Origin of the sequence: Alteribacter keqinensis, assembly GCF_003710255.1 — a bacterium.
Lineage (GTDB): Bacteria > Bacillota > Bacilli > Bacillales > Salisediminibacteriaceae > Alteribacter > Alteribacter keqinensis.
Map to the genome: position 1 here is coordinate 989109 of NZ_RHIB01000001.1, position 15187 is coordinate 1004295.

The following is a 15187-nucleotide window of genomic DNA, read 5'->3' on the forward strand; positions in this document are numbered from 1 at the left end:
GCACAATTTTGTGTGAAATTGTGGCGTGGTGTGACTGTATTAAATCGCAGGCTGCCAGGTGATTGTACCTTGTTTTTCTTTTTTTGATACATTCACGTGAAAAGAGTGCTTTTTGTAAAAATGCACGAGACGGTCGATATGATCCCAGTCACGTTTTACGAGGTTACCTGTAATATACTGCACGTTGTTTTTCAGAGCATAATCTTTCAGGTGATTCATGCAGACGGTTCCGTAGCCCCGGTTTTCTTTCCCTCTAATATCATCAATCTGAATGGTATTGTTGTCGGTGTATTGAGCGTGAATCGAGAAGTCCCATTGACCTCGAAAAGGGGCGGAGCAGTCATTCAGCATGATTTTGCACGTATTATTGTCATCACTAGAGTATATGATGACCCAGTTATCTTCTTTTGTTTGGTCAATCCCTAAAACATCCCATTTACCGGCGATTTGTTTTAGGTTCTCCTGCATTCTGAACATTTGAAATTCCAGATCGGATTTTTCCTGAATGAGTTCATCTTTTGATTTTCTTTTATCATCCTGAAGAAGCAGCATAAGATCCTCCCCGTCAGTGAGTATTCGTAATCGATTTTCAAAAGTTAGCTGTCAATGTAAAAAGTCCTACAGTTTTCGTATTTTACTAGATTGACCGGGAAATTTCAAACGTTAGAAAATGCTGAAAATAATCATCTGATCACAAGCTGGAAAAGCTGTCAACCTCAAACAGAAAATTGTGCGGGGACAGACCCCGCACAATTTCGACCCCGCACAATTTTGCACAATTTATGGTTTTGTGACTACGCCGCATGCTGCGCGGTCTCCTGCGTCTCCGGTTTTAAGTGTCTGTACATCCGGTCCCGGTTCGTTTTGTTCTGAAGACTGGTAGCGGTCCGGTATGTTGGCGAAATTATCTGCATCTTCGTGAACAATTACGGCAACATCATCTTCAAGGAGCTGGGCGGGAGTAAAGCGGTCAAGTTTAGCCACAAGATAACCTGTTTTGTTTTCAGTAACATATACCGGCGGCATATCCCCTGCGTGATGATCATGAGGGTTTACTGCCGGATTGTAATGACCACCTGCACTCATGAATGGCCCTTCTTCTGCATCAGCTTCACAAACCCCGTTGTCATGAATATGAAACCCGTGAAAGCCCGTCTCGAGATTTTTCACTTCGGCCTTGACAATTACCTGCTCGTCTAAGGCAAAGAAGGAAACAGATCCAACAGGTTCATCCGCTGCATTTTTTAATTCTGCTTTCGCCTGGAGTTCGCCGATATCGTGGGCACCGCCTGCAAATGTCTCGACTGCCTCAGTGTGATCAGATTGAATCCCGTGATCCATCACTGACTGATTGTTAATATAACCGCCTTCTTCATTTGTTTCGGATGACTGGTTTTCCCCTGCACATCCTGATGCAACGATAGAAGTCAGCAAAACTGCAAAAAGATACTTTTTCATCGCTGTCACTTCCTTTTTAAATTGAATCCACTACGTTAGCAGGGTAGTCAATCAGTGCCGAATATAAACCTGGTCTCTTCCGGACAATCAGACATTCTTTTTAAAAGCCGTTTTTGCTTTCAGTGCAAAAGGATAAAATGTACTATTAAAAGTGAAAAAAGAACAGGGGGCTGACATGAAAATACAGGTGGATGTAATCCAGGGAAGAGGATCGCCTTACGAATTCGGATATAAACAAGGGGAAAAACTAAAAGAGATGCCATTATATAATGCCCATGTAAAACGGCGGAGCAAGTCGATGAGATCCTACAATACCGTTCTGTATGAGGCCAGAAGGTGGTTCTTGGAACTGGCCCCTGAACTGTGGGAAGAATTGGAGGGACTCTCGGAAGGTCTCGGATGGTCCCTTGAAGATACCCTTCACGAATACGGAGGCTACCAGCAGGACTGGAAAAAATCCGGCTGTTCCACGTTCATGATCGATGGGGTATACGGAAGAAATTACGATTATCATCCAAAAACCTACGATGGCAGATTTGTTTTCTGGCAGCCGGAACAATCAAAGGGCTACAGTTCCATTGGCTTTGCACAGCGGATGATCGGGCGGATGGATGGAATGAACGAAAAGGGACTGGCCGTAGGCTACCACTTTGTGAACCGGATCAGACCTGGAGACGGGTTTATCTGCACAACGATAGCACGCTTTCTATTAAATCAGTGTGCCACTGTTGAAGAAGCAAAGGACATGATTAAGCAGATTCCACACCGTCATGCGTTTAACTATTCGATGACAGATGCAAATAGAAACAGTGCGGTCGTAGAGGCCTCTTCTAAAGGAGTAGCGGTCCAGCCGGAAGGAAGAGTAAGCTGCACGAATCATTTTACCGTCAAACGTGAGGAGAACCGGCACCGTACCGTAGAATCAGAGTCAAGACTCAGGTCTCTAAACACCCTCGCACAAGGAAATCCGGCCGCAAAGCAGCTCTTTTATTATCTGAATCACGAAAAATACAACATAGCAAAAAGAGAATACGGAAACTGGTCGGGAACGATTCATACAGCGGTGTACGATACTGTAAATCAAGCAGTCCACATCGGAGTCGGGGTGAACGGAGAACCTGTGACCGTTTCTTTTTCCAGCTGGTTAAAAGGGAGAGACAGTATGCTGAAAAAAATAAATGGTACACTCCCGGGTGCCTTACCGGTTTTTCATCTGAAGAGAAAGTAAATAAAAAAATAAGTACTCAATTACTGAGGTGAAAACATGCAAAACGAAAAGCGGGTTCTGAAAGTATCTGTATACGGAGCACTGATCTATGCAATCGTAGCCATCGTCTGGGGGATAGCCGGGAACTCTCAAATGATATTATTTGACGGACTGTATTCATTAATCAGTGTTGCCTTATCCTTCTTTTCTTTGTTATCTGCAGCGTATATTCAAAAGACAGATTTTAAGCGTTTTCCTTTTGGAAATTACGCCGTACGCAGACCCGTTAATGGTCATGCTCGTTTCAGGCTACTTTGTTAAAGTCCCGTTACTTTCGATTAAGGAACAATTAAAAGAAGTGCTTGAAATGGCTCCGGAAGAAGGGATTCAGACTGAAATTGAGAAAACCAGCAGTCACATTAAGGAAAAGTACGGATTTGATGAAAGCATTTTACGAGTATCAAAAGTAGGAAGTAAGCTCTTTATTGAAGTGGATTTCATTGTGGATACACACAAATGGGAACCGTCAATTAAGGACCAGGATCGTATACGGGAAGAGTTTTTTGAACGTTAAAATGACATTGCCTATACGAAGTGGCTTACGATCTCGTTTACAAGTGACCGTAAGTGGGCTTTATAAACAGGCTCTCTTCCCCTTTCGCTTTACGGGGTAACACCGACAAAACCCGGTGCTCCCGCATTTTTTGGGGGAAAGCAGTAAAAACAACAATGAATAGTGAAAAGTGATGAGGTCCTAACTGTTGGTATCCCCTAAAATACCTGTCTGTTTCTGGTGTATAATGGTAATAGAGGAGATGAGAGAATGAAACGATTTTCAGCAGGGTCAGTTTCTTTGGATGAGAAAAAAAAGGAGGCACTTGAAAAAGAACTTCGCCATGACCCCGTCCGCACATGTTCGGTTTTAATAGAAGATCAGCTCGTCTTTACATACGAGAGTGAGCGGGGAGATATGGAAACACCGCGGAAAGTCAATTCCATCACAAAAAGTATCCTGTCAGCTGCAGTAGGGCTGGCTATTGAGCATGGTTATTTCGAAAGTGTCAATGAACCTCTTTCACGGGTTTTTGAAAATGGTAATCTTCCGGAAAGATACAAAGAGGTGACGATCGAAGATTTACTTACAATGAGATCTGGAATTGACTGGGCCGGTAATAAACCTATGATCGAATCCGGGGACTGGACAGACTTTATCTTCAACCAGTCTCTGAAAGACAAGCCGGGTACGACGTTCAATTATGTATGCGCTAACTCCCACCTGTTAAGTGCCGCGGTTCAGAAACGAACGTCCCTGTCAGCAGAGGAATTTGTCGGAAAACACCTTTTTGCAAAGCTGAACATTAAAGACGCAGTCTGGGACAAGGATCCCAAAGGCATTTCCACTGGCGGATTCGGCTTGGAAATGAAGCCGGCGGACTTACTTGCATTCGGTTCTCTTTATTTACATAACGGCCGGTTCGGGGGCGAAGCTGTACTAAACGAAGAGTGGGTCCGTACTTCAACGGAAGAAAAGACCGGAACGGATATGGGAAATCAGCGTTACGGCTACCACTGGTGGGTGAACCCTGAAACGAACAGACTTCCTTATTTTTATTATGCTGCCGGAAGCGGTGGGAAGTATATCTTTGTTGTTCCTGACAGGAAGATGGTATGTGTGTTTACGAGTGACTATTCACGTAAAGAAGGTGTGAAGCCTTTTACGCTTTTTACCCGCTATCTGCTGAAAGGCTTTAAAAAGTAAGGGGGAGAAGCAAGTGAGCTGGTATACAGGAAATAACTCACAAACGCCGTTCTCTATGTTTTCTGCCGAACATCTGTTGATGATTATTATTTTTTTCCTGGGGATTGCCGTTATTTACGCGCTGAAGAGCAGAATCAAAAACCGACGTTTAAGAAAATATGAGATTGCCATTGCGGTTTCCTTACTGCTGTTTGAAACTGCCTACCATGGTTGGCTGATTACAACAGGGCAGTGGGGGAAGAATCATGCTCTGCCTCTTGAGCTCTGTAATATCAGCCTTGTATTCGTGATTGTCCTGATGCTCACACGGCACAGGGCCATTCATTCTCTTGTTTTGTTTATTGGAATAGCAGGTGCCATTCAGGCGATTGTGACTCCTGTACTTTCCTACGGGTTCCCTCATTTTCGTTTTGTCCATTTCTTTTATACCCACATTCTAATCATTTGGGTATCCGTCTACTTTGTGGTTATTCACAACTACAGGCCGCGATTTTTAAGCGTCCTTATAGCTCTTCTGTTTCTGAATATTCTGCTTCCTGTAATCATCTGGATAAATCACAGTGTAAACGGAAATTACTGGTTCTTATCTGAAAAACCGGCCGGAGGAAGTCTTCTGGATTATCTGGGCCCGCACCCGTGGTACATCCTCAGTCTGCAGGGTGTTGCCTTCGTTCTTTTTACACTTATCTGGTTAGTTTTTAAAAAACGATAAAATGAGGTGTCTGCGTGAATATACCTGACCTTAAAACTGCCGACTTTTTACTTACAAGAGTAAAAGCCGAAGATTCCGTTGATCTTTTTTCCATTTTCAAAGACAAAGAAACAATGAAATTTATTACGCCCCATCCGGTAACGTCCCTTGAGCAAATGGAAGAAAAAATGGCTGCGATAATCAGCTTGATGAGGGAGGGGAAGGAAGCGGCCTGGATAATCAGACCAACTGACAATAATGAAGCAGCAGGTTTGTTTCGCTTTCACAAAATTCATAAGTGGCATCAGAAGGCAGAAATGAATGCCGTTCTTTCTCCTGTTTATCAAAACAGTGGAGTAATGACACAGATTCTGCCCCGTGTCCTTTCATTTGGATTTGAAGAATTGAAATTAAACAGAATTGCAGGAGATATATTTATAGAAAATCAGGGTTCCAGACGGCTTCTTGAGAAAAACGGATTCCATTGTGACGGTATTCTCAGGCAGACTGACTTTGATGGAGAGCGCTTTTATGATACGGCTGTCTACTCCATCCTCCGGGACGAGTATCTCTGGAGTGAAATATGACAAAAATCATCTATCTCATCCGTCATTGTGAAGCAGAAGGACAATGGCCTAACGCAGAGTTAACCAAAAAAGGAACAAAGCAGGCAGAGCAGCTAAAGAAATATTTCACATACCGTAATCTAGACAAAATAATAACAAGCCCATGGAAACGGGCAGTCAATACAGCTAAACCCCTTTCTTTACTAAAAAACAAGCCCATACATACTGATGAGAGATTACAAGAAAGGAAGCTGTCTTCTAAGGATATGCCCGACTGGTTTGAAAAGCTGAAAAACACATTTATTGATCACGACTTAACATTTGATGGAGGAGAATCGAGCCGGACAGCTCAACAAAGAGGGCTGGAAGCAATCAAATCCATTGTAAATGGAAATGGGGACAGGTTTGCCGTTGTTACTCACGGAAACCTGCTTTCCCTAATCCTTCACTATTACGACAGGAAGATTGGGTTTGAAGATTGGAAAGCTTTAAGAAACCCTGACTTGTTTGTACTTACCTTTGATCAAGAGAGAATAACGCTAAAGCATGAAGGAGATGTATAAATGAGAAGCGACGTCTTTAAAGACAACCTGCAGCCATACGAAAACCCTGAAGGGTATGACGAAAAAAATGATAAATATGTTGAGGATATTCATTTTTTAAGAAAGTGGGCTGCCGGAAAAGAAGGGCCTGTCATTGACCTGGCCTGCGGAACAGGAAGGGTGACCCTTCCTCTGGCTGAAAACGGAATTCCGTTGATGGGAGTAGATATCCACCCGGGGATGCTGAGCCGGGCAAGAGAGAAAGCGGAGGCTAAAAACCTCACAGTCCATTTTTTTGAACAGGACTGCTGCAGTCTGTCTTTACCTGTGCAGACAGACTTTATCTATATGACCGGAAACTCTTTTCAACACTTTCTTACAAACGATACTCAGGACCGTCTTCTTCAAAGTGTTAAAGCACACCTTGTAAAAGGTGGGATGTTTGTATTCGGCACACGCTTTCCACAGCCAGGCGAACTGGAATCTGCGGAATCAACGGAAACGATACATAAAAGAGAAGGAGATTCTCAGATCACTTATACGTCAACTGAGAGTTATGATCCTTTTGAGCAGATCCTTTACTGTGAATCAAAAACATTCATAGATGACCGTCTGGTGGATACCGACAGAATTAAACTCCGTTACGTGTACCCGCAGGAAATGAAACGTGTCCTTGAAACAAACGGATTTTCTTTAACTGCGGTTTATGGAGACTGGGACGAATCGCCCCTTACAAAGCATTCGGCCAATATGATTGTGGTGTGTGAAAAAGCAGAGAATGCGTAAGATTTGTTCCATGTTACAATAAAAACATATGAAATAAGGAATGAATTAAAGGAGTAATACGATGCCACAGAAAACGCTATTATTAATTGATGGATTTAATCTTCTCAGCAGGGGATATTTTGCAACAAGTTACGGCCGGTCAGAAGAACAGTTGAAAAACAGCCAGGGTGTTTATACAAATGCTCTTCGCGTATTTTTTCAAAAGCTGTTTAATCTCATTGAGGAGCACGGGATTACCCATACAGCTGTGGCCTGGGATGTTAAAAGAGATGAAACAACAAGGAGCCAGGCTCACGAATTCTATAAATCTCAAAGGACAGACTTACCGGAACCTCTGATAGAACAGTATGAAACACTGACTCACATGCTTGAAGGAATGGGAATTGCCCAGCTGACTGTTCCTGCTTATGAAGCAGATGATGTCATTGGTACTCTCGCTGTTAAATGGGCAGAGGAGGAGGAAGGTCACTGCTTTATCTACAGTAATGACCGTGACCTTTTTCAGCTGCTGGGTCCAACCGTCTCACAGATTATTAACCGGAAAAAAGAAGAAATTGTCTATACCCACGCACTTTTTGAAGAAGAGTTTGGTATTCAATCGAGCCAGTGGGTTGATGTGAAGGCACTTCTGGGTGATCGCAGTGACAACATTCCAGGGTGTCCGGGAATCGGAGAGAAATCGGCCCTTCCCCTCATTCAGGAATACGGTTCCATTGACGCCGTATATGAAAAGATTGAAGAACTGGATAAAAAATATAACCGTTACAAGAAAAAGCTCGCTGCTGGAAAAGAGACAACGTATGTGAGTAAGGAGCTTTCCCAGATCATTTGCGAAATTGAAGCTCTTGAAGACTTCTTATTTGATGAATTGGAATTATCTCTTTCAAAAGAGAAGATCTTATCTGAACTGAATGATAAAGAAGTAAGGATTCGTTTATCCATATAAAAGAGGAGAAGATAAAGATGAGCGGAGCGGTAAAGTCATTCGATATGTGGAGAACACGTATTACGATGAGTCTGAAAGCAACGCCTGATCGTATTATAGATCACATTCCTTCCGGTTATCCGAACAACATCCGTTGGAATGCAGGACATATACTCGCAAACTTTTATGAAAAAATGGAACCGCTTAGTAAAGAAAATCAACGGCTTGATCCTTTATATAATGACCTTTTTCTGAACGGAACCAGTCCCCATGACTGGGATTTTGATCAGGTACCTTCTCTGGACACCTTAATTGAAGAACTTGAGAAACAAAATGACTGGGTGCAAAGAAATGCCGGCACATTAGTAACAGCGAGGCTTGAAACACCCTTTCGCGGCATGGAAACAGGAGAAGAGCTCCTTCAGCTTTTAACCGGTCATGACTGCCTTCACTTAGGTGTCATTAATGGAATAAAGTATGCGTCCGGCATCAGGAATGTATGGAAGCCGGAGCATTAGAAAAGTGTAAAAGCTTTGTGGCAGGGGATGAAGACCCTTACCGCAAAGCTTTTTAATTTGAATAGAATAAATGTTGTTGCAGGTTATTGAGATTTCGCTGCGGGCCCGGCCCACAGCCTGTATAATCCTGTCAGGAACCTGTGGATTGCGGTTGCTTTCTTCTGAAAAAATGAAGAAAGATAAAAACCAAAATAAATGCAGGGATGGCATAAACATGTCCGACAAACAGTTTCCACCCTAATGTATTATAGCCTTCAGAAGTCGGTAAAATCAGTGCAATAATGCATGCTGTTACATATGCGGCAAGAGAAATGGATAGATTCTTCATCATTACAGCCTTCGTTTACATATATTGTATTTTACCACATTAATCCAGAAGAACATCCACCTTTAGACCTTAATGTCATATCGTAAGGATTGACATTTGTAAAATTAAAGAATATAATTAACTTACAAAAAGTAAGTAATTGATTAATTTATAGATAACGGGAGGTTACCCACATGAATTTAAAAGGCATTCACCATGTTTCTGCTTTAACAGCCAATGCACAGGAAAACTATCGCTTCTATACCGAAGTTATCGGAATGAGGCTGGTGAAGAAAACAGTCAATCAGGATGACACATCAGTCTACCACCTTTTTTACGGTGATGAGAAGGGCAATCCAGGAACAGAGCTCACTTTCTTTGAAATTCCGATGGCTGCGAAAAATCACCCTGGAGTGAGCAGCATTTCCACTATCGGGTTACGCGTGGAGAATGATGCAGTTCTGGAGTACTGGAAGAAAAGACTTGATGATCACGGTGTAAAGCGCAGTGAAATCGTCGAGCGTGCAGGAAAGAAGTATCTTGATTTTAAAGACACAGAAGGACAGCGCCTCACTTTTGTTTCCGATGAAACGAACCATGGGGTTTCTTCAGGAACTCCATGGGTGCACTCTCCCGTTCCAAAAGAACAAGGTGCAACCGGACTTGGACCGGTGAAGCTGACAGTGAGAAAGCCTGAATCAACCGTGAAAGTCCTGACCGACATCCTTGGGTTTGTAAAAACGGACCGTTCATACCCATCTCCAGCGGACAATCAGCCTGATATCCTTGTCTTTGAAACAGGAGAAGGCGGAAACGGAGGAGAAGTCCACCTTGAGGAACGATCTGATCTTCCACCAGAAAGAATGGGCCGGGGCGGTGTTCACCATGTAGCCTTTCGGGTGGACAACAAAGAAGAGCTCTATAAGTGGGTTGAAAAGCTTAACTCATTGCAAATTCCAAACTCAGGTTTTGTTGACCGTTTCTATTTCAGGTCTCTTTACTTCAGGGAGCCCAACGGTATTCTATTTGAACTTGCGACAGACGGACCTGGATTCGATACTGACGAAGACCTTGACAGTCTAGGAGAAAGCCTTGCACTTCCGCCATTTTTCGAATCCAAGCGTGAGCAGATTGAAGCAAAGATAAAGCCTCTAAATACGAAGCGTTCATAAAAACAATGACTGTCACCATCTTTTCGAAGCTTCTCAAAAGGATATACTCGACCTTTTGAGAGCTTCTTTTTTAATTCTTTCTATTCCTTTTGCAGGGTGACTCTTCTCAAAATACTTTCTGTACTCTAAAGGAAGTGAAATAAATCTACTCCCTTAAAATGACAGAAAAAGGATTTCGCGCAAATTTGTCGAAGGGGTTAAATAATACGATTACCTGAGGGTGTGATAAAGATGAATTCCTTTCCTTACCCTTTTAAAGAAGGGCAGACGGACTATGGATACGCCAACAACGCTGTTCCAATGATAAACAAAAGCGCAGTTGAAATCACTTCCAACTATCAGGAAGAAATAACCATTAAGCGGAGACTGCTTGACAGACACCGGGATCGTTGTTTCTCGGCTTTTCCTTATACATACGAAGCACAATGGGAAGCAGCTCTTTACCTGACTGAACAGTTATCAGCTTTTTATCCTCAGCATTTTTCCATAATGGAAAAAGGGAAAAAACGGACGTTGATTAACAAGATGTCCGAAGAAGAAGTCCATTTACTTTATAAAGAAACAGATGAGCCACTTAATACAATTGGCAAACACGTTCAGGAAGACCTTATTCTCATGTTCCAGCGGGAAGGACAGTTGTTTCTTGACGCAGGCCAGCTTTGCTTTCCTTCAAACTGGTCACTTGTTTTCAATAAAGGAATGGCTTTTAAAGATATCCACAGGCCTGTCCCGGGTTTCAGGGAAAACAGTCTGGACGCACGGATTGAGCGGTTTTTACTTCATCTGCTGCCTGACCAGCCGTTCGAGAGAGTCAATTGGTCTTTTATGGCAGGAAACAGACTTGATACGTCTTTGGAAGCCTTTCCTGATTGGGGGAAAGAACGGTACGAAGTGACAGAAGCGAATGCAGGTGAAAAAGTCCATCTACGTGTGGAAACCCAAAAGCTTATCCGGCTGCCGGAGACCTATGTGATCCTTTTTACCATTCATACCCATTTGCTTTCATTGGCTGACCTTTGTAAAAGCAAAAATAAAGGGAGGCAGGTCCTGAGCATTCTCGAGTCCCTCCCTGACCGGGTTGCTGATTACAAAGGGATAACGCCATATAAACATCCTGTACTTGCTTACATTAAAGGTGAGTTACATGAGTAAGAACTGGGTCTGGGTACCGGGGAGGCAAAAGTACCTCATTCTTTATCATCACTCTCAGGATCACCAGGTGCTGTTAACGAAACTTAGAAGAGTAAAGGCAGATGTGGAAGAAGTGGAAGTAAAGGATCGGGATCACCAGGCAGCGCTCCTTTCTTATTTATCAATACAAAAAATGGGAACTTACCTTTATGGATTTTTACCCGAAACGATGATCCACTCCATTGCGTACGTAGTCAAAGAGGCCGGTTTTACAGACGATGACATGCAGATGTGCGCGCCAGGCGACAAACACAGGCCCGTTTTTTGCGCCCACTGCCATGCTGTCTTTTTTGTTGAACCGGGAGATGAAATAACTTGCCCGGAATGCAGGTGTTTTCTTGAGGTATCAGATAATTGGTCGGTATTTCATCAGGCTTATCTTGGATCTTATTCTTTTAAGGAGGGGGAAACATGAGGATACCTGTAGTTGTCAGTAAAATCATACAGGAGACACCTCATGTGAAACGCTTTACTTTAAAACCTCAGTTAGATCAGTCCCTTCCTCGTTTCCATCCGGGAGCCCATATTCTGACTTATTTACACAGTGGTTCAGAATGTTTTGTCAGATCATATTCTCTGACAAACTGTCCTTCTCATGATTATTATGAAATTGCCATCTTAAAAAAAGTAAGAGGCAGTGGGGGATCTTCCTGCTGGCATGAACACGTGAAGCGAGGACAAACTCTCACTATCAGTTATCCGAGAAATTTTCTGCATCCGGATTTATCTGCTAAGCATCATGTTTTTTATGCAGGTGGAATTGGGATTACTCCTTTCTTATCCATGATGAGATGGTGCAGGAAGAGAGGGGCTTCGTTTGAGCTTCATTATTCTGCAAAAACGAAACATGACTGTGCCTTTTACGAATACATAAACCGGGAGCACCCCGATCAAACGACCTTTTATTTTACACGGGAGGGGGAGAGAATCGACCCGGGTCTTGTGAAGCAGCACCGGATAGGCACACATCTTTACATATGCGGACCGGAAAGCTTCCAAAATGAGATAAAGACCGCGGCTTTACACACCGGTTATCCGAAAGGTTCGGTGCACCTGGAATCGTTTGTTCAGCTGCACTCAGACGGCTTCAATAATCCTTTTACGGCCAGGCTGGAAGAGAAAATCATTAATGTAAATCAGGAAGACACCTTACTTGATGCTTTAAATAAGGAGGGGGCAGGTATACCTTTTTCATGCAGAATGGGGCAGTGCGGAACGTGTGAAGTAGCTGTAAAGAAAGGGGATATTGTTCACCGGGATTCATTTTTAACAGAAGAAGAGCGCTGTTCGCGTATGCTGCCATGTGTATCGAGAGGAGAGGGTGTTATCGAAATTTCAATGAAATAAATTCAGCTGTACATGAAATGTAGAATTTACCCCAAACTAATGTAGAAAAAGAAGGGGGTAAAAATATGCAGACGTTTGTCCTTTATGCAAGCATGAACGGGCACACAGAAGTTCTGGCATCAGCTGTTGCCGATGGAGCAAAAAAAGTGGAAGGAATGGACGTTGTCCTGAGCTCTGTAGAAGATATTAACCCGGATTCACTCAAAGAAGCTTCGGCGATTATCTGGGGTTCATCAGGGTACTTTGGTGAACCGAATCCAAAGATGGCTGATTTCTTCTCAAAGCTTGGGGGACTGTGGTTTTCAGGTGCGCTTCAAGGAAAAGTAGGAGGCGTTTTTGCTACAACGTCTACTCAGCATGGTGGTGTGGAAAATATTTGCCGCGCGCTGCAGACACCGATGCAGCATCACGGTATGATCTTCGTATCAAATACAGGTCCTCTTGATGAAGATCGTGTTAAATTTGGAAATCCATACGGAGCAACAGCTGTGATTCCTGTTGAAGCATCTCCGGACTCACCTATGAATAAGCCGGTAGAGGGAGAAATGAAACTGGCAGAAGAGTATGGTATGCGAGTGGCTGAAACAGCTGCAAAACTACTTCAGCAATAAGATTGAGTAAACCTGCTGATCAGGGGAAACCCCACCTGATCAGCAGGTTTTTTATTAGGTTTTTAGTACCATGACTTTTGGTTACATCTCTATAAAATGTTAAAATTACTCATTTATTTACAAAAATATGTTTATTTTACCTGTCATAGAGGAAAAGTCTAGTAGATTAAGTAATGATGAAGGGGGCGAGGTAAGGTACTATATGAAGTTAGTACATGCTTAAAACTGTAATTATGTGTGTTATAGAAACAACACCGAAATCTGTTAGTGAATTAAAATAGATGGGGAGAGATGAGAGTGTTAAACAAACAGAAGCTTACTGTTTTTTCAGCGTTAACCATGTCGGGATTGCTTGTAGGTCTGGGGATTAACCATACTGCCTTTGCAAACAGTGATATGAGTGCCCAGGACGTTTTGAATCACTCGAACGAAGCAATGGCGGATTTATCCAGCTTTTCGAGTTCAATGAGCATTCATCAGACAATTTCAGATGAAATGTCCGGGGAAATGGACCTTCATTCTATTGTAGAACAGGACGTTATCCTGGACCCGTTTAAACTCAAACAGACGATGACGACTAGCTTGGATGGCGCAGAAGACATGACGCTAACCTCCTACTGGACAGACGAAGGTTTTTTTCAGGAAGATCCTGAAGGTGGCTGGATGAAGATTGCTGAAGGAACAGGAGAGATGGAAGGGTTGACCTACCACCCAGGCGATCAGGTAAATGAAATGGAAATGATGGGTGATGATGTTTCATTATCCGAGGAAGGCAGCTACTATGTGATTACATACGAGGGAGACGGGGAAGAACTAACTGACTTTATGAACGAAACAATGAATGGCAGTATGGAAGATGAAGAGACTGTCATGATGGAAGAAATGATGGGGGACATTGAGATCAATGATTTCTCATATGAACTGTATATCGATATGGAAACACATTATCTTAGTGAGATGTTCCTTGAAATGGACATGGATATTCATATGGAAGGTGAAACAGCAAATATCTATCAGATGATTGATATGTCATTCCACAATTATAACAGTGTTGAAGACTTTGACCTGCCAAGTGAAGTAAAAAAAGAAGCAAAAGATCTTGATGATATCATTGAAGAAGGACTCGAAGAAGCAGAAGAAGGTGGAAAACTTCCTGCAACTGCGACGAATACGCCGATGATGACACTCGGGGGTCTTGTTCTTGCACTGACTGCAGGGGCTCTCCTCATTGTGCGGCGGCGTTTTCAAAACGTTTAAGGTGTCTCAATACCGAACGGCTACAACAGCAGCTGAGTTGCTGCCTGAGAAGGTATCCCAAAAAGTAATTATTACTTTTGGGATACCTTCTTCAAAATTTACTGCTAATAATACTGAGGGAGGGGCTGCTGTGGAGCGGGTTTTATACATCGTTTTTTTCAGTGGATTAATTGCGTTCGCTTTTTTTGGTTTTGAATGGTTTCAGAGTAAGCAGGAGGTAGTCACATTATCTGCTGACCAGATCAGTAACGCAGAAGAAAATGTGAAACGGTCCAGTCAAAGCCAGGATGAGGACGTTTCTTTGCGGCGCTTTTTGTCTGAAGACCGTGTAATGTCAGATGAAAGAAATGAATACAAGCCTGGAGCAGAGGTAGCTTCCCTTCTCATCCCTGCTGTTGAAGAAGGTTATCCTGTCTATTGGGGGGCAGATGATGTTACACTTAAGCAGGGTGTGGGGATGTATGTAAGTGAATGGACTACTACCCCTGAAGTGGGGGGCCACACTGTTGTCAGCGGTCATCGTGACTCTGTGTTTACAAAGCTTGGGGAAGTAACCGAAGGCGATGATGTTTTATTGGAGTTTGAAGGGGAAACATATGTATACAGTATTAAAAACATCTGGATTACAGCTGCTGAGGACCGCACAGTTATTGTCGACAAAGAGTCACCTACACTTACGATAACAACATGTTACCCTCTTGATTATTTAGGGAGTGCACCGGATCGCTACATCATTCAGGCTGAGTTAACCGGCGTCCACAAATAAATGTGGAACGTCTTTATTTATTTATGATATATAATAAGTGTAGGGAAAAATACAAAGCCTGCAAAACGAAACAAATAAGCAATA

General features: G+C 42.9%; 20 protein-coding genes. 17 read left to right on the top strand and 3 right to left on the bottom strand.

What is annotated here, in order from left to right; translation table 11 throughout:
- Positions 1–39 precede the first annotated feature (39 nt).
- Together EBO34_RS04910 and EBO34_RS04915 are read right to left on the bottom strand one after the other, a co-directional pair.
- The gene (locus tag EBO34_RS04910; RefSeq protein WP_122896808.1) at positions 40–552 is read right to left on the bottom strand and encodes a GNAT family protein; all 513 of its coding nucleotides are present in this window, start codon (positions 550–552) and stop codon (positions 40–42) included.
- Positions 553–780: 228 nt separating this feature from the next.
- A complete protein-coding gene (locus EBO34_RS04915; RefSeq protein WP_122896809.1) occupies positions 781–1458 on the bottom strand; it encodes a superoxide dismutase family protein in 678 nt (225 codons plus the stop codon).
- 175 nt (positions 1459–1633) lie between these two features.
- Here EBO34_RS04915 and EBO34_RS04920 point away from each other — a divergent pair, with 175 nt between their 5' ends.
- From EBO34_RS04920 to EBO34_RS04965, 10 genes are all read left to right on the top strand, one after another.
- Positions 1634–2686, top strand: a complete 1053-nt coding sequence (locus EBO34_RS04920; protein WP_122896810.1) for a C45 family autoproteolytic acyltransferase/hydrolase — start codon at positions 1634–1636, stop codon at positions 2684–2686.
- 36 nt (positions 2687–2722) lie between these two features.
- Positions 2723–2986, top strand: coding sequence for a cation efflux transmembrane domain-containing protein (locus EBO34_RS04925; protein ID WP_122896811.1), 264 nt, complete (start codon positions 2723–2725; stop codon positions 2984–2986).
- A complete protein-coding gene (locus EBO34_RS04930) occupies positions 2925–3239 on the top strand; it encodes a hypothetical protein (protein WP_142996769.1) in 315 nt (104 codons plus the stop codon). Before EBO34_RS04925 ends, EBO34_RS04930 begins: the two co-directional genes overlap by 62 nt.
- A gap of 249 nt (positions 3240–3488) precedes the next feature.
- Positions 3489–4424: a serine hydrolase domain-containing protein gene (locus EBO34_RS04935; RefSeq protein WP_122896813.1), complete on the top strand. Its 936-nt coding sequence runs from the start codon at positions 3489–3491 to the stop codon at positions 4422–4424.
- 13 nt (positions 4425–4437) lie between these two features.
- The gene (locus EBO34_RS04940) at positions 4438–5136 is read left to right on the top strand and encodes a YwaF family protein (RefSeq protein ID WP_122896814.1); all 699 of its coding nucleotides are present in this window, start codon (positions 4438–4440) and stop codon (positions 5134–5136) included.
- A gap of 14 nt (positions 5137–5150) precedes the next feature.
- Positions 5151–5702, top strand: a complete 552-nt coding sequence (locus EBO34_RS04945; RefSeq protein ID WP_122896815.1) for a GNAT family N-acetyltransferase — start codon at positions 5151–5153, stop codon at positions 5700–5702.
- Positions 5699–6244 (top strand): histidine phosphatase family protein, encoded by a 546-nt coding sequence (locus EBO34_RS04950; RefSeq protein ID WP_122896816.1) that lies wholly within the window; start codon positions 5699–5701, stop codon positions 6242–6244. Before EBO34_RS04945 ends, EBO34_RS04950 begins: the two co-directional genes overlap by 4 nt.
- A complete protein-coding gene (locus tag EBO34_RS04955) occupies positions 6245–7009 on the top strand; it encodes a class I SAM-dependent methyltransferase (protein WP_122896817.1) in 765 nt (254 codons plus the stop codon).
- 61 nt (positions 7010–7070) lie between these two features.
- Complete coding sequence (locus EBO34_RS04960) at positions 7071–7955, top strand: 5'-3' exonuclease (RefSeq protein WP_122896818.1); 885 nt, start codon at positions 7071–7073, stop codon at positions 7953–7955.
- 17 nt (positions 7956–7972) lie between these two features.
- A complete protein-coding gene (locus tag EBO34_RS04965; protein ID WP_122896819.1) occupies positions 7973–8452 on the top strand; it encodes a DinB family protein in 480 nt (159 codons plus the stop codon).
- Positions 8453–8582: 130 nt separating this feature from the next.
- Here EBO34_RS04965 and EBO34_RS04970 read toward each other — a convergent pair whose 3' ends face one another.
- Positions 8583–8783, bottom strand: a complete 201-nt coding sequence (locus EBO34_RS04970; protein WP_429699417.1) for a DUF4017 family protein — start codon at positions 8781–8783, stop codon at positions 8583–8585.
- Between the two features lie 170 nt (positions 8784–8953).
- On the opposite strand from EBO34_RS04970, the gene EBO34_RS04975 reads away from it, so the two are divergent.
- The 7 genes from EBO34_RS04975 to EBO34_RS05005 all read left to right on the top strand — a co-directional run bounded on the left by EBO34_RS04975 (position 8954) and on the right by EBO34_RS05005 (position 15103).
- Positions 8954–9931 (top strand): ring-cleaving dioxygenase, encoded by a 978-nt coding sequence (locus tag EBO34_RS04975; RefSeq protein ID WP_122896821.1) that lies wholly within the window; start codon positions 8954–8956, stop codon positions 9929–9931.
- 231 nt (positions 9932–10162) lie between these two features.
- Positions 10163–11083: a heme-dependent oxidative N-demethylase family protein gene (locus EBO34_RS04980; protein ID WP_249414006.1), complete on the top strand. Its 921-nt coding sequence runs from the start codon at positions 10163–10165 to the stop codon at positions 11081–11083.
- Positions 11076–11537: a hypothetical protein gene (locus EBO34_RS04985; protein ID WP_122896823.1), complete on the top strand. Its 462-nt coding sequence runs from the start codon at positions 11076–11078 to the stop codon at positions 11535–11537. Before EBO34_RS04980 ends, EBO34_RS04985 begins: the two co-directional genes overlap by 8 nt.
- Positions 11534–12469 (top strand): PDR/VanB family oxidoreductase, encoded by a 936-nt coding sequence (locus EBO34_RS04990; RefSeq protein WP_122896824.1) that lies wholly within the window; start codon positions 11534–11536, stop codon positions 12467–12469. Before EBO34_RS04985 ends, EBO34_RS04990 begins: the two co-directional genes overlap by 4 nt.
- A gap of 65 nt (positions 12470–12534) precedes the next feature.
- The gene (locus EBO34_RS04995) at positions 12535–13080 is read left to right on the top strand and encodes a flavodoxin domain-containing protein (RefSeq protein WP_122896825.1); all 546 of its coding nucleotides are present in this window, start codon (positions 12535–12537) and stop codon (positions 13078–13080) included.
- A 297-nt stretch (positions 13081–13377) separates the two neighbouring features.
- The gene (locus EBO34_RS05000; protein WP_183163718.1) at positions 13378–14337 is read left to right on the top strand and encodes an LPXTG cell wall anchor domain-containing protein; all 960 of its coding nucleotides are present in this window, start codon (positions 13378–13380) and stop codon (positions 14335–14337) included.
- Between the two features lie 130 nt (positions 14338–14467).
- Positions 14468–15103, top strand: a complete 636-nt coding sequence (locus tag EBO34_RS05005; protein WP_249414007.1) for a sortase — start codon at positions 14468–14470, stop codon at positions 15101–15103.
- Positions 15104–15187: the final 84 nt, after the last annotated feature.